The organism is Pseudomonas sp. PDM27 (genome assembly GCF_019219205.1).
Taxonomy (GTDB): domain Bacteria; phylum Pseudomonadota; class Gammaproteobacteria; order Pseudomonadales; family Pseudomonadaceae; genus Aquipseudomonas; species Aquipseudomonas laurylsulfatiphila.
Genome location: NZ_JAHUWF010000002.1, coordinates 73,369 through 92,414 on the forward strand (window position 1 = coordinate 73,369; position 19,046 = coordinate 92,414).

General features: G+C 55.1%; 21 protein-coding genes. 16 read left to right on the forward strand and 5 right to left on the reverse strand.

Annotated features, from left to right (window positions below; translation table 11 throughout):
- The first annotated feature begins 133 nt into the window (after positions 1-133).
- From KW838_RS05670 to KW838_RS05710, 9 genes are all read left to right on the forward strand, one after another.
- Positions 134-397 carry a DUF2790 domain-containing protein gene (locus KW838_RS05670; RefSeq protein ID WP_218500646.1) on the forward strand — a complete coding sequence of 88 codons (264 nt, stop codon included), beginning with the start codon at positions 134-136 and terminating at the stop codon, positions 395-397.
- A gap of 189 nt (positions 398-586) precedes the next feature.
- The gene (locus KW838_RS05675; protein ID WP_218500647.1) at positions 587-940 is read left to right on the forward strand and encodes a hypothetical protein; all 354 of its coding nucleotides are present in this window, start codon (positions 587-589) and stop codon (positions 938-940) included.
- 527 nt (positions 941-1,467) lie between these two features.
- Positions 1,468-2,715, forward strand: a complete 1,248-nt coding sequence (locus KW838_RS05680; RefSeq protein WP_007978181.1) for a ribonucleotide-diphosphate reductase subunit beta — start codon at positions 1,468-1,470, stop codon at positions 2,713-2,715.
- A gap of 407 nt (positions 2,716-3,122) precedes the next feature.
- Positions 3,123-3,656 (forward strand): Bro-N domain-containing protein, encoded by a 534-nt coding sequence (locus KW838_RS05685; RefSeq protein WP_102702736.1) that lies wholly within the window; start codon positions 3,123-3,125, stop codon positions 3,654-3,656.
- A 116-nt stretch (positions 3,657-3,772) separates the two neighbouring features.
- Positions 3,773-4,486: an HNH endonuclease gene (locus KW838_RS05690; RefSeq protein WP_218500648.1), complete on the forward strand. Its 714-nt coding sequence runs from the start codon at positions 3,773-3,775 to the stop codon at positions 4,484-4,486.
- Positions 4,487-5,221: 735 nt separating this feature from the next.
- Positions 5,222-6,196: a TauD/TfdA family dioxygenase gene (locus KW838_RS05695; protein ID WP_102702734.1), complete on the forward strand. Its 975-nt coding sequence runs from the start codon at positions 5,222-5,224 to the stop codon at positions 6,194-6,196.
- 11 nt (positions 6,197-6,207) lie between these two features.
- Complete coding sequence (gene murI, locus KW838_RS05700) at positions 6,208-7,080, forward strand: glutamate racemase (protein WP_218500649.1); 873 nt, start codon at positions 6,208-6,210, stop codon at positions 7,078-7,080.
- Between the two features lie 147 nt (positions 7,081-7,227).
- A complete protein-coding gene (locus tag KW838_RS05705; RefSeq protein WP_218500650.1) occupies positions 7,228-8,445 on the forward strand; it encodes an MFS transporter in 1,218 nt (405 codons plus the stop codon).
- A 190-nt stretch (positions 8,446-8,635) separates the two neighbouring features.
- Positions 8,636-8,824, forward strand: a complete 189-nt coding sequence (locus KW838_RS05710; protein ID WP_371317819.1) for an HNH endonuclease — start codon at positions 8,636-8,638, stop codon at positions 8,822-8,824.
- Positions 8,825-9,031: 207 nt separating this feature from the next.
- On the opposite strand, the gene KW838_RS05715 is transcribed toward KW838_RS05710, so the two are convergent.
- Entirely contained in the window at positions 9,032-10,822 is a 1,791-nt protein-coding gene (locus KW838_RS05715; RefSeq protein ID WP_218500651.1) for a SulP family inorganic anion transporter, read from the reverse strand.
- 262 nt (positions 10,823-11,084) lie between these two features.
- Between KW838_RS05715 and KW838_RS05720 the strand changes: the two genes are divergently transcribed.
- Positions 11,085-12,050, forward strand: a complete 966-nt coding sequence (locus KW838_RS05720) for a hypothetical protein (protein ID WP_218500652.1) — start codon at positions 11,085-11,087, stop codon at positions 12,048-12,050.
- 19 nt (positions 12,051-12,069) lie between these two features.
- Here KW838_RS05720 and KW838_RS05725 read toward each other — a convergent pair whose 3' ends face one another.
- The gene (locus KW838_RS05725; protein WP_218500653.1) at positions 12,070-12,759 is read right to left on the reverse strand and encodes a hypothetical protein; all 690 of its coding nucleotides are present in this window, start codon (positions 12,757-12,759) and stop codon (positions 12,070-12,072) included.
- A 252-nt stretch (positions 12,760-13,011) separates the two neighbouring features.
- On the opposite strand from KW838_RS05725, the gene KW838_RS05730 reads away from it, so the two are divergent.
- Positions 13,012-13,329 (forward strand): hypothetical protein, encoded by a 318-nt coding sequence (locus KW838_RS05730; RefSeq protein WP_104449141.1) that lies wholly within the window; start codon positions 13,012-13,014, stop codon positions 13,327-13,329.
- Positions 13,330-13,536: 207 nt separating this feature from the next.
- The gene (locus tag KW838_RS05740; protein ID WP_116583297.1) at positions 13,537-13,857 is read left to right on the forward strand and encodes a helix-turn-helix domain-containing protein; all 321 of its coding nucleotides are present in this window, start codon (positions 13,537-13,539) and stop codon (positions 13,855-13,857) included.
- 23 nt (positions 13,858-13,880) lie between these two features.
- On the opposite strand, the gene KW838_RS05745 is transcribed toward KW838_RS05740, so the two are convergent.
- Positions 13,881-14,939, reverse strand: coding sequence for an MBL fold metallo-hydrolase (locus KW838_RS05745; RefSeq protein WP_218500654.1), 1,059 nt, complete (start codon positions 14,937-14,939; stop codon positions 13,881-13,883).
- A 215-nt stretch (positions 14,940-15,154) separates the two neighbouring features.
- On the opposite strand from KW838_RS05745, the gene KW838_RS05750 reads away from it, so the two are divergent.
- Together KW838_RS05750 and KW838_RS05755 are read left to right on the forward strand one after the other, a co-directional pair.
- Entirely contained in the window at positions 15,155-15,766 is a 612-nt protein-coding gene (locus KW838_RS05750) for a TetR/AcrR family transcriptional regulator (RefSeq protein WP_218500655.1), read from the forward strand.
- A 124-nt stretch (positions 15,767-15,890) separates the two neighbouring features.
- The gene (locus KW838_RS05755) at positions 15,891-16,421 is read left to right on the forward strand and encodes a DUF1003 domain-containing protein (protein ID WP_218500656.1); all 531 of its coding nucleotides are present in this window, start codon (positions 15,891-15,893) and stop codon (positions 16,419-16,421) included.
- A gap of 6 nt (positions 16,422-16,427) precedes the next feature.
- On the opposite strand, the gene KW838_RS05760 is transcribed toward KW838_RS05755, so the two are convergent.
- The gene (locus KW838_RS05760) at positions 16,428-17,369 is read right to left on the reverse strand and encodes a LysR family transcriptional regulator (RefSeq protein WP_218500657.1); all 942 of its coding nucleotides are present in this window, start codon (positions 17,367-17,369) and stop codon (positions 16,428-16,430) included.
- 15 nt (positions 17,370-17,384) lie between these two features.
- Here KW838_RS05760 and KW838_RS05765 point away from each other — a divergent pair, with 15 nt between their 5' ends.
- Positions 17,385-18,092 (forward strand): CTP synthase, encoded by a 708-nt coding sequence (locus KW838_RS05765; protein WP_218500658.1) that lies wholly within the window; start codon positions 17,385-17,387, stop codon positions 18,090-18,092.
- On the forward strand, positions 18,089-18,412 hold the full coding sequence (locus tag KW838_RS05770) for an antibiotic biosynthesis monooxygenase (protein WP_218500659.1): 324 nt from the start codon (positions 18,089-18,091) through the stop codon (positions 18,410-18,412). The genes KW838_RS05765 and KW838_RS05770 overlap by 4 nt, the downstream gene beginning before the upstream one ends.
- Positions 18,413-18,528: 116 nt before the next feature.
- Here the strand turns inward: KW838_RS05770 and KW838_RS05775 are convergent, their stop codons facing one another.
- Positions 18,529-18,855, reverse strand: a complete 327-nt coding sequence (locus tag KW838_RS05775) for a DUF2025 family protein (protein ID WP_218500660.1) — start codon at positions 18,853-18,855, stop codon at positions 18,529-18,531.
- Between the last annotated feature and the right edge of the window lie 191 nt (positions 18,856-19,046).

The following is a 19,046-nucleotide window of genomic DNA, read 5'->3' on the forward strand; positions in this document are numbered from 1 at the left end:
CAACAAGGCAACCTGATTAACCAAGTTACAGCCCCCACGAAGGCAGTTAATCAACCCCCCAGGTACTGAAGCTCCACACGCAATCTCAAAAGGATTGCGTGCCCCCTCTCGACCTTAGAAAGGTAAAACTTAAATGAAAGCTTTATGGGTTCTGGCTCTCGGCAGCGTGTGCGCAACCGCCATGGCAAGCGAGGCCCCGACTGATGTCGCGCAGCAACAACCGCCTATTGAGGAATACACTTACTCGATGAATCTGGACATCGCCAAAGTAATCTCGATGAGCGATGCGCCGAATGTTTGTGAAGTTGTCCCCATGAAAATGGAATACGAAGACTCCAACGGTCAACGGCATATCCTGCGTTACAGCGCGATGGGCAACGGTTGCTCTAACGGCTGATCCCCGCTTCACCCCTCCCCCAATAAGGTTCGACCCACCCGCCACGATCAGGCAGATGAAGCGCCGAACCTTAATGATCGATTAAATCGATTATTTTAAGCATTTATTTGCGCTTTTTAATCGAATTAATCGGCGTAGTATCCAATTCAACCCAAGACAAACAACGCCCACGAATCCGGAGCACTGACCATGAAAACCCAACTGATCCTCGCCCTGACCCTCTCCGTCCTGGCTGCCAACACCTTCGCCGCCGATGGTTACGACCGCACCGGCTCGGCCGCTTACACCACTGAAGCGGCTGTCGCTTCCGACGGCTACGACCACACCGGTTCAGCCTCTTTTGCCGCCGATGGCGCCGACCATGTAGGCGCCGGCAAACTGGCTTCCGACGGCTCGGACCACACCGGTGCCGCCCGCCTCGCCGCCGATGGTGCCGACCATGTAGGTGCCGGCAAACTGGCTTCCGACGGCGCTGACCACACCGGTGCCGCCCGCCTCGCCGCTGATGGTGCCGACCACGTCGGTGCAGGTCGCCTGAGCTGATCCACCCGCGTGACTTCACAGCCCGACTTCGGTCGGGCTTAGTTGTGTCTGGAGCCTGAGAAAACCCCACCGAAACACAAGATGTAGTAAAAAATGCCCATTTTGGTTATTTCTTGTACAAAAATAATCCGGGGCAAAAAATCAGGAAAAAAAATCTTCCCCCGCCAATGCCCTTCAAAGCCCTGTAAACCCTCGCTCCGACCGAAATACGGCCCCTGTCGACCGATCCGTGAGCCATTTCGCCGCACCACAGCACGCAAAACTTCCCTATAATGCGGCCTTAAACGGGCCTGCAATATCCCCTTACAGGGATGAAAAGCCAGTCTGAAGCCCCGCACAGGCGCTTGCCGCTTGCTGCGCCCATCAGTGGCTCTCGGAACCCCGTACAAAATTCTGTTTGATGCCTGCGTATAGCTGCTGCAAAAAACGATTCCTTTAGATCCAACGCGGCCAGTAAGGCCGTGTGAAAAACCAACCTATCCATTTTCACACGGGCACTCTGGCCCTCACGCAGGAGACGACACGTCATGCTGAGCTGGGACGAATTCGACAAAGAAGACACGGAAGTAGCAGTCAAGAGCGCCAACGCTGGCCACGCCACCGAAGCCAACATGGACCGTCTCGACAGCGCCGGCGGTGCCGCCGCCCTGGAAGCCCGTGCCGTGACCGCCGCTGACTCCGCCGCCGTTGCCCGCGCCAAAGCCGCCCTGGATTCGCTCGACGTCGCCGAAGGCCTCGCCGAACTCGAAGGCGCCTCCGCCCGTGTCGCCGTTGACGAAAAGCGCATGATCAACTGCCGCGCCGACCTCAACCAACTCGTACCCTTCAAGTACGACTGGGCCTGGCAGAAGTACCTGGACGGCTGTGCAAACCACTGGATGCCGCAAGAAGTCAACATGACCGCCGACATCGCCCTCTGGAAAAACCCGGAAGGCCTGACCGACGACGAACGCCGCATCGTGATGCGCAACCTCGGCTTCTTCTCCACCGCCGACTCCCTGGTTGCCAACAACCTGGTCCTGGCCGTGTACCGCCTGATCACCAACCCGGAATGCCGCCAGTACATCCTGCGCCAGGCTTTCGAAGAAGCGATCCACACCCACGCCTACCAGTACTGCATCGAATCCCTGGCCATGGATGAAGGCGAAATCTTCAACATGTACCACGAGATCCCATCGGTCGCGAAAAAAGCCACCTGGGGCCTGAAATACACCCGCTCGATCTCCGATCCGAAGTTCGAAACCGGCACCGTCGAAACCGACAAAGAACTGCTGCGCAACCTGATCGCCTACTACTGCGTCCTGGAAGGCATCTTCTTCTACTGCGGCTTCACCCAGATCCTCTCCATGGGCCGCCGCAACAAAATGACCGGCGTCGCCGAGCAGTTCCAATACATCCTGCGCGACGAATCCATGCACCTGAACTTCGGCATCGACGTGATCAACCAGATCAAAATCGAAAACCCGCATTTGTGGGATGCCGAGATGAAGGAAGAAGCTTCGCAGATGATTCTGCAGGGCACTCAGCTGGAGATCGAATACGCGCGTGACACCATGCCTCGCGGCGTGTTGGGCATGAATGCGGCGATGATGGAGGACTACCTGAAATTCATCGCTAACCGTCGCCTGTCGCAGATTGGTTTGAAGGAAGAGTATCCAGGGACGACCAACCCGTTCCCTTGGATGAGCGAGATTATGGACTTGAAGAAGGAGAAGAATTTCTTTGAGACTCGGGTTATTGAGTATCAGACTGGTGGTGCGCTTAGCTGGGATTAATTCCCAAGCTAGCCGCGATTTGACGACTTGAATCGACAAATCGAACATCTGAAAGCCCCGATCTGATCGGGGCTTTTTTGTGGGGTAGGAAAACTCTTACTTGCAATCTCAGTAGTAGTTAAACCTCCTACATGTATTCCAGCACCTTCTGTATTGAGGGCCATTCCATACGGCCCTAAGCTCTACTGCAGGTGCCTAAGAAACGCCCAACGTAGAAAGCTAGCCAATTGCACAGACGAGCAGTCACCCCCTGGTGATTGATCCTACGGCTGTGTGAGGCTTTTGCTCGTTGGAGCTTCTTATGTCCACTCTACGTTGGGGTCAGGCCCGCAAAAGTCCAAACGTAGAGGTAATGGATATGCCTGAACACAACCTTCTCGTCACTCTCCGAACCATGGAGATTGGCCATGTCTGATCTCTTTTCTGTAACAGTCTTCACCCGCCACAATCTCCCTCTCCATGCTCTCCTCCTGGAAAACCAACCGTGGTTCTGCGCCCGCGATATCGGCCGCTTGATGGGTTTCCATCTGAGTGAGCGCATGGTCAACAAACTGGACAAAGACCAACACCGCCCGTTGTGGATTGAGTATTACCGGCAACCGGAAAAACAGCTGATGCTCAGTGAGTCCGGTGTCTATGCGCTGCTGGTCTATCACTACGCACCAGGAAATCGCTTGCTGCGTGAGTGGATCACCCATCAAGTGGTGCCGGCCTTACGTGATGCGGAGCAGTCGGACAATTCGGATCGGCCGATGCTGAGTCTGTTGGACTGGCCGGAGATGTCACTGAGCCTGCTGCACTGGCAGGATGAAGGCTGGATTCGGCTGCGGGACATGCCGTATCTGCTGCTCGATCACACGCAATGGCGGATGCCGGCAGCTAAACCTTGGTGGCGGAAGGTTGCGCGGGTGTTTCAGTCGTCGAAACATTCGATGGGTTAGGTGCCTCGCCTGTAGGACCGCCCGCAAGAACCTTCTCTTCTTTGTGTAGGAATTTTCGTAGACAGTCGTAGTGGCCACTCAGTATCGTCCGAGGGTATTTAACCCTCGGCGATTGTATGGATACGGAAAAGAGCAACGGCGATTGGAGTGAGGCAGAGATTCAGGCTGCGGTCGATGCCTATCTCAGCATGCTGTCACGCGAGCAGAACGGTCAGGCGATCAACAAGGCTCATGAAAATCGCGTCCTGCGCGAGGGTGCTTTGGCTGGTCGGACCAAAGGTTCTGTTGAGTTTCGGATGCAGAACATTTCTACCGTGTTGGTTGAACTCGGGCGTGATCGCATTGAGGGCTACAAACCCGCCAAAAATGTCGGCGCCAATGTTGCGAAGAGCATTCGTGAAGCACTCAATGCTCCAGGCCCTTTGACTCCCGAAGACTTTGCCCCGACAGCCGACGAAGCGACGCTGGAACAGCGAGCTGCAAAGCTTGAGCGACAACCGATCAAAGTCGAGCCAAAGGGGATTGAGAGACCAGAGCAAACTCAGTCCAGCGGAAAGTCTTTTTTTCGAGATCCTGGAGTGAGAGCGTGGGTGCGCCAACAGGCTGAAGGTAAGTGCGAAGGCTGTGGCGACCCTGCTCCGTTTGAAATGTCGGGCAGGCCGTTCCTTGAGGTTCATCACGTTAAGCATTTGGCCCAATTAGGTTCAGACCGTCCGAGCAATGCTGTAGCGCTGTGCCCGAACTGTCATCGGCGTTGTCATCATTCGAGTGATCGGGATGAGTTCACAGCGTTGCTTTATGAAAGGGTTGGACGGTTGATTCCCGAATAGTCGCATATTTACTTGTTCTGACTCAGTTATATGGCACTTCCATAGAGAAAGCCAAGGTAGTTGAAACCTAAAATTTCAAAAGATAAGGCGCTAATTCGACCGACGCAAAAATCATTTTGAATCCCCTTGCAGCTGTTCAAAAAATTCCGGACCGGACGAGCAACGCCGCCGCACTTTACTCAAACTGCCATGGTCTGTTGCCTACACAAAAATAAACGTTCCGATCAAATCCGAGCGATTTTTTCATCATCAGAGCGCTTTCGCACACTATGAAACGCTGATCTCTTTTGCGTCAACAGTAAAACCAGAAACTTCCTACAAGCAAAAAAGTTGACTCCCCCCACCAAAATTAATACCTTGTTTCGCAGTCCCCTGGGGTAGCACCACCGCTAATACTTCGCATAAAAACCAACTCATAACAAAATAAAAAAGTGCAAATCTAGTGACATGCAACAGATTAAGCCACCTATTCCAATTCATTCACCAGACACACATACTAACCCATTTTAAATCCAAGCAACCTCAGCCATTGATTTTTATGCCCACCTACAAACTTAATGGACCGACTTCTTTCGTTAAAAAATAACAACACAAGCAAAAGTAACAACCCAACAGTATGCCCAGCAGCATGAACTTGAGCAGCGGAACATACCACCTTATAAAAACCTCTGAGAATTTGCAAATTAAGAAAAACTTAAACACTGACAACAACCATAAATCTCATGGAGCAACACCATGGCAACATTAGTCAAAACAATAATACTTACCAACCAAGAAAAACAACAGATCCGCGGCTTGCTCGATGAGATCATCCGAATCCCTACAATGGCGAATCAGTACAACTTCATTGAAAAAGCAGTTCTGTACGCTCAGGAGCTTCCGCGAAGAATCCGCCAGGAATTTTATGACTTCAAGCGCAATGAGGAATTTTCGGCAATCTTGATTTCCGGCAGTCCTGTGCTTCTTGACGGCGCAGGTCCAAGTCCGTCAAGGTACATTGAGTTAGATGATGACTACTGTTTAAATGACGCAAAAATTTTGCATGGCCTATATGGTTCACTGCTTGGCGAGGGAGTCGGATTTACTTCGCAACGTTGTGGCAGCCTTTACAACAACATTATTCCACTTAAAGAACTTAGCAAAGTTTCAAACTCGAGTAGCGGATCTGCCCTCGACTTTGGATTCCACGTGGAAGATGCCTTTCACCCCGCACGTGCCGAATACTTGGGACTCGTCTGTATGCGCAACAATGAACGTGCTGCGACCACTATTTCGTGCATCGACGGCATCAAACTTAGTGCAGAGGAGAAGCAAGTACTATTTGAGCCGAGGTATAAAATCTGTCACAACCCAATCCACAGCACTACTGACATAGTAGAGGAAATCTCCCAGCCCATCCTATTCGGTCACAGCAACGCGCCATATGTCAAAATTAATGCTGCCGCATTAAATATTGATGAGTATGACGGCATCGAACGTCAAGCTTTAGAAAAACTTCTACGTCACTTTGCAGAGAACCGCAAAGCGGTCATGCTCGAAGCTACAGATTACTTTTTCATAGATAATTACCGTTGCGTCCACGCACGAGACTCATTCAAGGCAAACTACGGCGACGGTGCTCGATGGCTCGCAAGGGTAGTATTTGCTTCGAGCCTGAGAAAATCACGCGAAATGCGAAACTCGGTAGAAACTCGCGCCATCAATGCGTAAGGGGAATGTCGATGGACGCTCACATTTCAACATTAGCAACCATCCCGAAATTCTGGCTAGGTGACGAGACGGTGTTTGATAGTGCGCAACTTATAAACTCTCGCCCGATTGTCGTGTTCGATTCAGGCGTGGGTGGCTTAACAGTAGCACGGCAACTGGAAAAATTACTTCCCAACGCAAACATTCTATATGTGGTGGATAACGATTGGTTCCCTTACGGCAATAAGCTTGGATCTGCGGTAGCTCAACGGGTGGAACAGTTGCTCGATGAACTTTGTACGCAGTTAAGACCTTCAGCGATAGTCGTAGCGTGCAACACAGCTTCTATCGCCATTATCGAGAACGGTCTCGACCAGTTTAGGTACAATTGCTTTTTTGTCACGCCACCTATAGATGAAGCGCTTGAAATTTCCGAGAACAAAAATATTGTTTTGCTTGCCACTCCCAGCACCATTGAAAGCAGACACATTATTCAAAAGATAACCAAAGCTAAAATGCACGCAAAAATATGGCCAATCGCAACCCAAGCGTTAGTAACACTATCCGAGACTAAATTAGCAGGAGAGAACCCAAGTTTCGCTAATTTCGCCGAACTGATCGACCATCACCTTACAAAAGAGCAGCGTTTATCAGTTGACACAGTTATTCTAGGCTGCACGCACTTCCCTCATTTGATCGATGACTTGCGCAAGATTTTTCCAACTGCTGAAAACTGGATTGATCCCGCCAACAAGCTTGCTTCGCAGGTCGCATCTCTAACGAAAAAAAAAGCAGCATCCATTAATCCCCCCTTTAAGATCACCACATTCACAAGCAAGCACGAATTGACAAAATACCAAAAGGCATTTTCGAACAATGGATTCAGCATAAGCCCCAATCATTAGAGATAGAACCTTACAAACAAATTAGCTATCTGTTCACTTAGTTACTTTGAATTACACTTCGCCATTCTCTACACAACCAGTCTCAGCTCATCATATCTTTACGAAGCATATCCCCACCCTGTCTTATCAAGAATGGAGATCAAGCATATGAAAACGCTTACCAAGGAGTATCGGTGGGTAATTTTAGCTATAGCCACATTAGCTCAAGCGTGCGCTTGCTTCTTTGTACAAGGATTCGGAGCCATTGCAATACATGTAAAAAATGAAATGAGCCTCAGCAACTGGCAGATAGGAATACTAGTATCAGCAGCGCAGTTCATTCCTCTTATTGGACTTTTGGTCGCTGGCGAACTGCTGGACAAATACAGCGAACGGTTTGTTGTAGGAATGGGAACGGTGATAGTCGGTGTCGCATTGTGTGGAGCAGCACTGGTTAATTCTTATACAGAGTTACTTATACTTCTTACAATATTGGGCCTTGGATACAGCACTGCTCAGCCTGGAGGAAGCAAATCAGTATCCAATTGGTTTGCAGGTAATCAGTTAGGATTCGCAATGGGAATCCGACAAGCTGGATTACCACTTGGCGGCGCAATTGCAGCACTACTGCTCCCATTTATTGCTACCCGCTACTCGATTCAAGTAGCCTTCCTAACGGGAGGCTTGGTCGCCTTGTTTGGCGCTACTCTATTTATGCTACTATACAAGTCTCCTGAGCGACAACACCGCCTCCCCAAAAAACAAGTCGACTTAAGATCAGCGATCGCATCACGTTTTATGATGGCAAAGGACCCATCCATGAGAAATATTATGCTGTCGGGCGCTAGCCTTACTGCTTCGCAGTACGCCATTTCAGTCTTTCTTGTCTTGTATCTTCATACTTCGCTTGGACTTGATAGCTTCGCTGCGACAACGATGTTCTTTGTAGTGCTTGGGGCAGGTATAACTGGAAGAATTGTACTTGCAGCTTGGAGCGACCGTTGCAAGGCTGGTAGGTACTTCCCTGTGTTAACTTGTTTGGGTGCCGTTACTGTATTTCTGACACTGCTGCCATTTTTGGAAACCAAAAATTTAGCAATCATCAGTGTATTTATGGCTCTGATAGGATTTTTCGCATATGGGTGGTACGGCCCCTGGGTAGCTTATGTAGCCGAGACCGCTCCCGCTGATCGCAAGGGTTTTGCACTCGGAATGGCTATGACAGCCAATCAGATTTCCGTCGTATTGGTGCCACCAATTATTGGTCTGTCGAGAGATAGCCTCGGAACCTTTGCTTATGGCTGGGGGGTATTGGCAATAATCTCTGCCATTGTGTTGTTTATTACCAGCAGGAGAAAAAAGGAAATAGTAATGGCCTCTGGATAGTTTTGTTTAACACTCGCATGTCGCTGAAGATCTATGCACGGCGCATTACGTTTCCTTCTTCAACAGGTTCGAGTATCTATAGGGGCAAGATCAAGCGGCACGCGCCGAGCTTTCGTATCGACTCCGAATAGAAGGCCTGGTTCAAGCAAGCAGATCAGGTGAAGAAGGAGCTTTTAACGGTCGACGGAATGTGTCTAATCCGTTTGAAAAGTCGAGCAAGCCGTTTCTTAAGGTTCACCACGTTAAGCATCTGACACAGGAAAGCTCAGACCGTCCGAGCAATGCTGTAGCGCTGCGCCCGAACTGTCATCGACGTTGCCAACATTCAAGTAATCGGGAGAAGTTCACAGCGTTGCTTTATGAAAGGGTTGGACGGTGATTCCCGAATAGTCAGGCAAGCTGGATTCTGTGGCGAGGTAGCTTGCTCCCGCTCGGCTGCGGAGCAGTCGCTCAGCGAATTACGTGTTCTGTCTGATTGACCGCGTTTGCTGAGTTTGGGGCCGCGTCGCAGCCCAGCGGGAGCAAGCTCCCTCGCCACAGTAAGGTGTCTGTCTGCCAAATCGGTGTGAGAACTGCCAGCCCCCACTCAACGCCCCACCTCCCCTCCTTCATCCCCTTCCACATAATCCACTCGATAATTCGCCACATAACTATCCACCGCCGTCCCAATCGTAGGAAAAAACGCCGTCTCCCCCAACCTCGCAAACAACCCAAACCGCTTCAGCTTGTCCTTCACCGGGTCCTTCATCTCGGCAATGCACAACTCGATACCCGCCGCGTGCAGGGTATCGTCCAGCTCAGCCAGCATGTCCGCGGAAGTCACGTCGACGCTGGTGACTGGCTCTGCGGCGACCACCAGCCAGCGCACGGGTGTGGGTGATGCCGCCACGGCGTCCAGCACGCGGTCGCTGAACAGTTCGGCGTTGGCGAAGAACAAGGGCGCATCCCAGCGAAACAGGACCAGGCCGGGGATCAGGTGTGCGTCGGGGTAGCGTTTGATGTCGTGGTAGCCCTTGACCCCGTCGGCGCGGCCCAATACGGCGGAGTACGGGCGCCAGGCGTCCCAGAGGAACTCGATGATCGCGATCACGATGGCCAGGCCGATGCCTTCGATCGCGCCGAACACGGCCACGCCGACGGTGCAGACGATCGATAGCCAGCATTCCCAGCGCTGGATGCGATAGATCCGGCGCAGGTCGGTGATTTCGATCAGGCCGATGGCCGAGGCGATCACGACCGCCGCCAGGGCGCTGGAGGGTAGATGTTGCAGCAGGTCCGGTGCCACCACCAGCAGCAAGGCAACCGCGAGTGCGCCGACGACGCCGGTGATTTGGGTTTTGGCGCCAGCGGCTTCGGCCACGGGTGTGCGTGACGAGCTGCTGCTGATCGGGAAGCCCTGGAAAAATCCGGCCGCCAGGTTGGCGATGCCGAGGCCCATCATTTCCTGGTTCGGGTTGACGTAGGTTCGGGTCCGCGCCGCATAGACACGGGAGAGCACGCTGGTGTCGGCGAATGAGACCAGTGCGACGGCGCACCCGCCGATCACCACCGGGACGATGTCGGCGGTGGTGATCCAGGGGATGGCGAATCCGGGCAGGCCTTGGGGGAGCGAACCGAGGACCGACACACCGGCGCGTGTCGCCAGGTCGAGGACTCCCACGGCGACCGTCGCGCCGACCACGGCGATCAGGATGCCCGGCAATCGCGGCCATCTTTTGAGTAGCAGGATCACCGCCAGGGTGAGCCCGCCTACGGTGAAGGTGGTCCAGTTGACCTTTCCTTCCATCAGCGCCGAGGCGATGGCCCCTATGTTTCTCAATGGGCCGTCGGACTCTATGGAAAAACCGAACAGCTTGGGCAACTGGCTGATCAATACGGTCAGTGCGATGCCGTTCATGTAGCCGTAGCGGATCGGTTTGGACAGCAGCTCGGTGATGAAACCCAGGCGCGCCATGCCGGCCAGGATGCACACCGCTCCCGAGACGATCGCCATCATCCCCGCCAGGGCGACGGCACGCTGCGGGTCGCCGCCGGAGAGTGGAATGATGACGGCCAGGATGACGGCCACCAGGGAGGAGTCCGGCCCCATCACCAGAATCCGGCTGGGGCCGAACAGGGCATAGAACAGCAGAGGAACGATGGTCGCGTAGAGGCCATAAATGCCGGGCACGCCCGATGCCACCGCGTAGGCGATACCGACGGGCACCAGCATCGTGGTCAGCACCAGACCGGCCACGATGTCGTAACGCAACCACGCCCATTGGTATTCGCGCAGCACGCCCAATCCTGGTAGCCAGCGGCGCCAACCGGTCTGTTCATCCCGGTGGGCTATGCGGCCCGGTTCCGAAACGGGCGGCGAAGCATCTGAATGGCTCATGAATCGCCCTCGTTGATGTAATGCTATTCATTAAAAATTTTGTAGGAGCGAGCTTGCTCGCGATGGACTCAAGAGCGCCGCGTTTAGTCAGTAAACACGCGGCATCGTTAACGACCATCGCGAGCAAGCTCGCTCCCACAATGGAACATTCACTCGTTGATGGGCCGTGCAGACTCGGCGATATCGAGGTGATCTCAGTGTAGCTATTGCTTCGAATGCGCCATCACTGGAAGCTGTTCACCTAAAGGATTTGGAAGCCGACATGAAATTCGACCTCGCCTACTGCCTCAGCCTCAACGACAAGTTGTCGATCTACGACGTTCGGGATCTGAATTTCGACGAGACGATGGATTTCGACTCCGCCCGGGAACACTTCCAGTGCCCCAACGATGCCTGTCGTCTGGCGTTCGATGCGGCCAACGAGTTGGGCACGTTCAACGCCAAGAATGTGAATTACGTGCGCACGCCGCACTTCAAGAACCTGCCGAGTACGCGGCATGTCGAGGGCTGCCCTTATGTCAGCCTGAAGACGCTGGCGTCGGGTGTGGAGGAGGCGGAAACGGATGACAGCCGCGAGGAAAATTTCCCGTCGGAATTGTTACTGACTCGGCGTGAGTATGTGCGTAAGCCGTCCAGTCCGAAGGTCGCGGCGGACGGGGTGCGGGATAAGCCGCCAACGCCTTCGGTGCCCCGTAACGCCGAGCAACCGGGCCGGGAATCGGCCCCGGACAAGACCAGCGTCTTCGCCCATCCGGTGGAGTGTTTCGTATCGAACTTCGACGACAAGGACTTGCTCAAGCGCGTGCCGCTGAAGATTGGCGAGCACACCGCGCCTTATGGCTCGTTTTTCAAGAAGATCGAATACCTGCAGGACAACAAGGGGCTGATTTACTGGGGCAAGGTCAAGGAGATCAAGGACTACACCCAGAGTTTTCGCATCGATTTCGAGAAGAAGGTCTGGTTCGAAAAGAGGCCTTACTCGGTCAATGTCTACCTGAGCAAAAAGCTCATCGACAGCTACCGCAAGCGCAAGGCGTTCCTCGAGGAGATCAAGCACGCCATCGAGAGCGGGCGGGAATTGTATTGCTTCTTTTATGGCGTGACGCCTGAGCTGAAGCAGGTCCCGAGCAAGAAGAACCCCGAGCAGACGTTCGGGGTGTTCAGCGCCAACATCGAGAATCTGGATCACTTTATTGTGCGGGAGGCGCCGGGGTTGGCGGACAAATGATTCGAACCAGTGGGTTGTTTTAGTCTGCGTCCAACTGCCGTTGTATCGCCCATATTTCCCGTTTCACTTCCATACGTCGATCGAGCGCGGTCTGGATAGTGGATTCTCCGAGGCTGCAGTACTGGCGTAGCCAGTGAGCCAACATTTCCTCATCCGGGTAGTAATAGTCTTTATGGCCTTTGCTGTTTCTTGGGCAGTCATTCATATCGCCGTCGAATCGCTCTGCCGAAAACTCATCCGGCGGTAAAGAGCCCCGTTCAGCCGCGACATCCTGAAAAATCCAGGCGATTTCATCGATGTGTTTTTGCGCACTGCGATGGCTGCGCCGGTACAGGACGAACTGACCACAGCTTTCTTGAAAGCGCTCCATCATCGGCTCGGCATCGACCCACTGAAGGATGTCGAACTGCCCTGCATGGCGTATCAGCCCGCTAATCCAGCGATCAGCAAAACGTTGAACAAACCCCTCGGCGTCGGCCTTTTTGGCATCGGCGAAAATCATGCAGTAACGGGTTGGAATATGAATGGCGAACAGCACGTGTTTGCGTTGAACCGTGATGGCATGAACCAGCCACTGTTCGGCTGACTCATTCGACTCATCGTCTTCAATGATGGGCGATGGAGGTTTCTCCACCGGTGTGATTGTTTTGCCCTTATGTACACGACTGAAAAATTTGCTGGCCGCTTCGGTGCAGTTGAAAATCAGCATCCCTGGTTCTCTGGTAAAGGTTGGTCAGCGCTGCGGGACTCCCCCCTATTCTTGCGAAAAAAACCACCTTTACCAACCCTCAAATCGAGATGTGATTCCCTGGCGACTTCGACGGTGTTTCCCCTCGCACCGGGACAGCCACCGTTCGTCCGGCCAAAAAGACACATCAAAAATTGCATTTGATCTCGGCTCAAAACAACTGTACAAAAACACAGTATATTTTGACCAACACTCTCGAGCCCGGAGAACACCATGGCCTCTCAAGCGATGAAAATCACCCTGGAACGTATCGCCCTCTTCCAATTCACCCCGACCCACTGCGCCCAGGCCCGAGCGATGCTGGGCTGGAGTGTGGAAGAGCTGTCGCGCGAGTCCCGAGTCTCGGTGGAGGCCATTCAACGCTTCGAGGCACGCCAGGAGGTGCTGGATGTCACGCGCCTGGCGCTGGCCTATCGGTTCGAATCGGAAGGGTTGGTGTTCTTCCCCGGGTTTGCGCCGGGTCGAGGAATGAATGTGAAAGGGTCGACGCCGAATCCGGTTGGGCGGGCGGATTTTGCGATGGTGGAGTGAGCCAATTCATCGATTGACGATTATTCCTATATTGGTATATTTCGCATAAATCAAAAGGCGGTGCACGCATCGTTTTTTGTAGGAGCGAGCTTGCTCGCGATGGACGTTAACGATAACGCGCAAATCCTGGATAAACGCGGTGTCCTTGAGTCCATCGCGAGCAAGCTCGCTCCTACAGGAGGGCCCGTTTATGCGAAAAGAATTGAAATGATTGAAATCGAAGAAAGCAGCGGCAATGTCTACGAAGACCTCGGGACACCCAACGCCAATGAAATGCGAGTCAAATCCCAGTTGGCCGCAAAAATTGGCGAAATCATCAAAGCCCGCCATTTGACCCAGGTTCAGGCGTCCGAAATTTTAGGCCTGTCACAGCCCAAGCTATCTGAAATGTTGCGCGGAAAATTTCGTGGGATCAGTGAGGCCAAGATGATGGAATGCCTGTTACTTCTCGGACGGGATGTGCAAATCGTGGTCAAGTCGGCCCCGCGCTCACGCAAAGAGGGCCGAATTGAAGTGTTTTTTAGCTGAGGCCTACAACTCAACCAATCACTCTACGCGTTCTGCACCACCACCCGCTCACTCTCCCCTTCCACCGCCAGCCACCACGCACCACCACGCTGCGGATGCATCAAATTGAACGCCTCTCCCATCTGCGGTGTGGTGATCGATACGTTGCGTTCCCAGGCCAGGGCCAGGATGCGATCGAAGGGTTCGTACCAGGCGTGCATCGACAGGTCGAAGGTGCCGTTGTGGATCGGCAGTAGCCAGCGGCCCTTGAGGTCGAGGTGGGCTTGCAGGGTTTGTTCGGGTTGCATGTGCACGTGCGGCCAGTCGACGTTGTAGGCACCGGTTTCCATCAGGGTCAGGTCGAATGGGCCGTACTGTTCGCCGATGCGTTTGAAGCCGTCGAAGTAGCCGCTGTCGCCGCTGAAGAAAATGCGCGTGTCACCGTCGATCATCACCCACGAGGCCCAGAGGGTGCTGTTGCTGTCGAACAGGCCACGGCCGGAGAAGTGTTGCGATGGTGTGGCGATGAACTGGATGCCCTCGACTTCCGTGCCTTGCCACCAGTCCAGTTGGCGGACTTTGCTGGGGTCGATGCCCCACTTGATCAGGGTGTCGCCTACGCCCAGCGGGGCCAGGAAGTGTTTGGTCTTGTCCGCGAGCTTCAGCACGGCCTGATGATCCAGGTGGTCGTAGTGGTCATGGGACAGGATCACCGCCTCGATCGGCGGCAATGCCTCCAGGCTGATCGGTGGTTGGTGGAACCGCTTGGGGCCGGCCCATTGCACGGGCGAGGCGCGCTCGGCGAAGACCGGGTCGGTGATCCAGAATTTGTCGCGCAACTTGAGCAGCACTGTGGAATGGCCCAGGCGATAGACGCTGTGATTGGGCGCGGCGATCAGCGCAGCTTGCGTCAGGGCTTGCACCGGGACGGGGGCGCTCGGGCGGGTGTTTTGCGGTTTGTGAAACAGCGCGTTCCACAGGATGCCCATGGTTTTGCCAAAGCTTAAACGTTGAACCGGTGTGAAGTTCTGATACTGGCCTTGAGCCTGTCGGGACGCTTCAGGTGTGGAGGCGTTGTCCACCGGGGAGGTTGAATTGGCCATGACTGAATGACTCCAGAAAAACCGCGTTTGACGCGATTCTCCGTTTTGGGACGATAAATGGCCAAGGCACGCACGCATCAGCCGGACTTTCTATTTTTACCGGGCAGGATTAACAAAACATTACACTGCACAGTGTAGTTTCTAGGTTGCATCAAAGTCGGCGACAAGTAAACTGCTGAGTGTAATTTCCCATTTCTTCCTGCCGAAGCGTACTTATGACAGCTCCACAGCGCCTCACCGATCGAAAACGCCAAGCGATCATTCAAGCCGCGATCAACGAGTTCCGTGACAACGGTTTCGAGATCACCAGCATGGACAGGATTGCGGCCACTGCCGGTGTGTCGAAGCGCACGGTGTACAACCACTTTCCCAGCAAGGAAGAGTTGTTCGCCGAGATCCTCAATCAGTTATGGATCCGGGTGATGGCAGAACAGGAAACGGCCTACCGTCCCGACCTGCCGTTGCGCGACCAATTGCGCGTATTGCTGATGGCCAAGCTGCAAATGTTGGGCGATGACAACTTTCTCGATCTGGCCCGGGTGGCGATAGCGGCGACGATTCATTCCCCGGAGCGGGCGCAGGATATGGTGGCGCGCATGGGCGAACGCGAAGAAGGGCTGACGGTCTGGATTCGGGCCGCACAGGCCGACGGTCGATTGAAAGCCATTGCCCCTGATTTTGCCGCACAGCAGGTGCAGGGGCTGCTCAAGTCGTTTGCCTTCTGGCCGCAAATTTCCATGGGCAAGCCTGGCTTGTCGCCCGAAGAACAGCACCAGGTGGCCGAGTCCGCGCTGGACATGTTTCTGGCCTGCTATCAGTTGCAATAAATGACAAGGTCAACGGCGATGTCGAAGGATGGATGGCTCTGATTGGAATGGCACATGTGTTTCAGAATGAAACTGGCGCTGAGGCTATAGTGAGCTTCAGTCCCAGCGCCAGACAGAGAGCATCATGACCACCAGCCACGAAACCGCCGCCCCCGTCGATCACCTGCGTTTCCATCGCCATCACGCCCATCTGGCGCCGACCTTTGGCAATGACAAGTTTGCCCTGCGCGCGGAAGCCTTTGCGCGGTTCTTCGGCACCCCGACTTTTCTCGGCGCCCAAACGCTGATCGTGGTGGTCTGGGTGTGCCTCAACCTGTTCGGTATCGCCCACTTCGATGCATACCCGTTCATCCTGCTCAACCTGGCGTTCAGCCTTCAATCGGCCTATGCCGCGCCTTTGATTCTGTTGGCTCAGACGCGTCAGGCCGCGCGGGACAAAGCCCAATCCGATGCTGATGCGCAGCACCGCGAAGCGCTGGCGACCGCCAACAGTGAGCGGCAGGCAGAAGCCGCGAAAAACACCGCGCAACTGCTGGAGCTGCTTGAGCAGAACACCCGCCTCACGGAGATGACCAAGGCCCTTACCGAGCGCATCGAAAACCTGACTTCGGAAATGCATCAACACTTCATGCGCAAGGATGAGCCACAGGCCTGAACGGTTTCACGGCAGTTTCAGCGCCCGCCCCAGCTCATCGAACAAGGTGACCACCGAGCGCAAGGCTCGGCAGTCGGGACGGGTCAGCAGCCACAGCGCGGTGTCATATCCGTGCAAGGGCTCGCCCAACGGGCGTAATCCCTCGCCGATCAAGAAGTCCGGCAACGCCGCGACACCCAGCCCCGCCCTGACCAGCTCGGTCACCGACAACATGCTGTTGCAACGGTAGCCCGGCGTTACGCCCGGCAAGGCCTGGCGACGCCAGGTAACGGTCGGGTGATCCGGCAGGAAGTCATCCGGGGCGATCCAGGTCAATGAGGCCAGGTCTGTGGTGTTGACCGATTGCAGGTATCGCTCGCTGGCGCACACGCGGTAGGCAATATCCCCCAGTCGCCGTCCCACTAGATGCTCCGGTGGCGTGCGGGTCAGGCGCAGGGCGATATCGGCATCCCGGCGGCTGAGGTTGGCAAAATCATTGGACGTGCTGAGTTCGAGCGTCAGCGCCGGATAGTTCGGCATGAACTGCGCCAGCGCCGGCAACAGCAAACCTTGCAGGACCGAATCGGTACAGGTCAGGCGCACGATGCCGCTGATCACTTCACCCCCCTGCTCCACACCGATGCGCGCCGCCTCCAGCGCCTGTTCAGCGCGCTCGGCCTGCTCGGCCAGTGACTGCGCCAGGGTGGTGGGCAGGTAACCGGCGCGGCTTTTTTCGAACAATTGCTGACCCAGCGCAGCCTCCAGCCGGCGCACTGCTCGAAACACCGTCGAGACGTCCACCTTCAACAGTTGCGCGGCGCGGGCCAGAGAGCCGCAGCGCACCAATGCGAGGATCAGGGCCAGGTCCGGGTAGTCCAGTCGATAGTGCGTCGCTGCATTGATCACTTGGGAAAACGCCAATATTGAGTGCGTGAACGCCAATCTATAGTGGGCCTCAGGAATCAACAAGTGCAGAGGCCCCTCATGGAAAATCCTCCGATTCGCATCGCCCTGATCGGCGACTACGACCCGCAAGTCACCGCCCACCAGGCCATTCCCGTAGCCCTTGAAATGGCCGCTGAACACAGCGACCTGAACGTGCAATGGCAATGGCTGGCCACCGATGAAATCCACGCCGAGGCACCGCTGCACCCGTTCGATGGCTTCTGGTGTGTGCCGGCCAGTCCGTATCGCAACATGGACGGTGCATTGCTGGCGATCCGTTTTGCCCGCGAACAACGGCGACCTTTCCTCGGCACCTGCGGCGGCTTTCAGCACGCGGCGCTGGAATATGCACGCAATGTGCTGGGCTGGTCGGATGCCGAACACGGCGAGACGGCGCCCGATGCAGCACGGGCGCTGCTGACGCCACTGTCGTGTGCGCTGGTCGAGGCCGTCGATTCCATTCATCTGGCTGAAGGCTCGTTGATCGCGCAGGCGTACGAAAGCGCTGAGATTCATGAAGGCTATCGCTGTCGCTATGGGGTGAATCCGCAGTTCGAAGGGGAGCTGCTCAAGCGCGAGTTGCATGCCGTCGGCCACGATTCGCAACAGGGACTGCGCGCGGTCGAACTCAGCGGCCATCCGTTCTTTGTCGCGACCTTGTTTCAACCCGAGCGGGCGGCGCTCGGGGGCGTCTTGCCGCCGCTGGTTGGCGCCTTTGTCGAAGCCTGTGCGGGGCGCTCGTCATGATCGCCGATACGCCAGCGGCACCTTATTACGCGGTGATCTTCACCTCGCTGCGCACCGAGGGTGATCAGGGTTACGCCGAAGCGGCTGCAAGGATGCTGGAGCTCGCCCGTGAACAGCCGGGGTTTCTCGGCGTGGAATCGGCTCGGGGTGAGGATGGGCTGGGAATCACCGTGTCGTATTGGGTCAGTGAGGCGGCGATTCTGGCGTGGAAGCATCATCCTGAGCATACGGCGATTCGCGAGCGTGGGCGTTCGACCTGGTATGCGCGGTGTCATACGCGGGTGTGTCGGGTTGAGCGGGCCTACGGGTTCAGTCTGTAAATGATGTGGTGTTCTTTAGGCCGTCTTCGCGGGCAAGCCCGCTCCCACAGGGATTAATGGCAACCTGTGGGAGCGGGCTTGCCCGCGAAGAGGCCAGAACAGTCACCACAAAAAACTCAACCCTGAACGAGACTGCGAACCGCCGATATCTCCGGCACTTCCCCCCGGTTCATGTACACCCGCAACGGCTCGGTGATGTTGATCCGCTCATCGATGTTCTGGTCCAGCAACAACTGGATCAATTCGCGCTTGAGTGTCATGGCCTGCCCGGGCCCCGCGCCCCAGACGAATTCGCTGGTCGGGATAATGCCGTCGTCCGCCACGTCCATGCCGAACGAGTCTTCGCTGAAGCGCACGAGGTAGTGGCCGGTCTTGCGGTTGAGGCCGACGAAGCCTTTGAGTTGGTCGGCCGCCTGGCAGATGAGCTGGGAAGTGATGCGCATGGTAAACCCCGCAATGGTGATCGTTGGTTTACACGCAGGGCCTGCGTTTCCCTCTGCCGGGGAAATTGCAGGGCGCCAGCGTACTGCAAACGGGCGCACAAAAACGCTGACGAAAATCAGCTTCAGGCAGATTTATGTCGGTCTCGCGATAGCGTCTGCAAAGATGAGTTGTTAAAAGGGACCGCTCACTC

Coding starts and splice junctions, on each gene's coding strand:
- KW838_RS05690 (WP_218500648.1), top strand. CDS start 3,773: ATGGATACGGAAAAGAGCAACGGCGATTGGAGTGAGGCAGAGATTCAG.
- KW838_RS05685 (WP_102702736.1), top strand. CDS start 3,123: ATGTCTGATCTCTTTTCTGTAACAGTCTTCACCCGCCACAATCTCCCT.
- KW838_RS05745 (WP_218500654.1), bottom strand. CDS start 14,939: ATGGCCAATTCAACCTCCCCGGTGGACAACGCCTCCACACCTGAAGCG.
- murI (WP_218500649.1), top strand. CDS start 6,208: ATGGACGCTCACATTTCAACATTAGCAACCATCCCGAAATTCTGGCTA.
- KW838_RS05765 (WP_218500658.1), top strand. CDS start 17,385: ATGGAAAATCCTCCGATTCGCATCGCCCTGATCGGCGACTACGACCCG.
- KW838_RS05695 (WP_102702734.1), top strand. CDS start 5,222: ATGGCAACATTAGTCAAAACAATAATACTTACCAACCAAGAAAAACAA.
- KW838_RS05740 (WP_116583297.1), top strand. CDS start 13,537: ATGATTGAAATCGAAGAAAGCAGCGGCAATGTCTACGAAGACCTCGGG.
- KW838_RS05720 (WP_218500652.1), top strand. CDS start 11,085: ATGAAATTCGACCTCGCCTACTGCCTCAGCCTCAACGACAAGTTGTCG.
- KW838_RS05730 (WP_104449141.1), top strand. CDS start 13,012: ATGGCCTCTCAAGCGATGAAAATCACCCTGGAACGTATCGCCCTCTTC.
- KW838_RS05715 (WP_218500651.1), bottom strand. CDS start 10,822: ATGAGCCATTCAGATGCTTCGCCGCCCGTTTCGGAACCGGGCCGCATA.
- KW838_RS05725 (WP_218500653.1), bottom strand. CDS start 12,759: ATGCTGATTTTCAACTGCACCGAAGCGGCCAGCAAATTTTTCAGTCGT.
- KW838_RS05705 (WP_218500650.1), top strand. CDS start 7,228: ATGAAAACGCTTACCAAGGAGTATCGGTGGGTAATTTTAGCTATAGCC.
- KW838_RS05750 (WP_218500655.1), top strand. CDS start 15,155: ATGACAGCTCCACAGCGCCTCACCGATCGAAAACGCCAAGCGATCATT.
- KW838_RS05670 (WP_218500646.1), top strand. CDS start 134: ATGAAAGCTTTATGGGTTCTGGCTCTCGGCAGCGTGTGCGCAACCGCC.
- KW838_RS05775 (WP_218500660.1), bottom strand. CDS start 18,855: ATGCGCATCACTTCCCAGCTCATCTGCCAGGCGGCCGACCAACTCAAA.
- KW838_RS05680 (WP_007978181.1), top strand. CDS start 1,468: ATGCTGAGCTGGGACGAATTCGACAAAGAAGACACGGAAGTAGCAGTC.
- KW838_RS05675 (WP_218500647.1), top strand. CDS start 587: ATGAAAACCCAACTGATCCTCGCCCTGACCCTCTCCGTCCTGGCTGCC.
- KW838_RS05770 (WP_218500659.1), top strand. CDS start 18,089: ATGATCGCCGATACGCCAGCGGCACCTTATTACGCGGTGATCTTCACC.
- KW838_RS05755 (WP_218500656.1), top strand. CDS start 15,891: ATGACCACCAGCCACGAAACCGCCGCCCCCGTCGATCACCTGCGTTTC.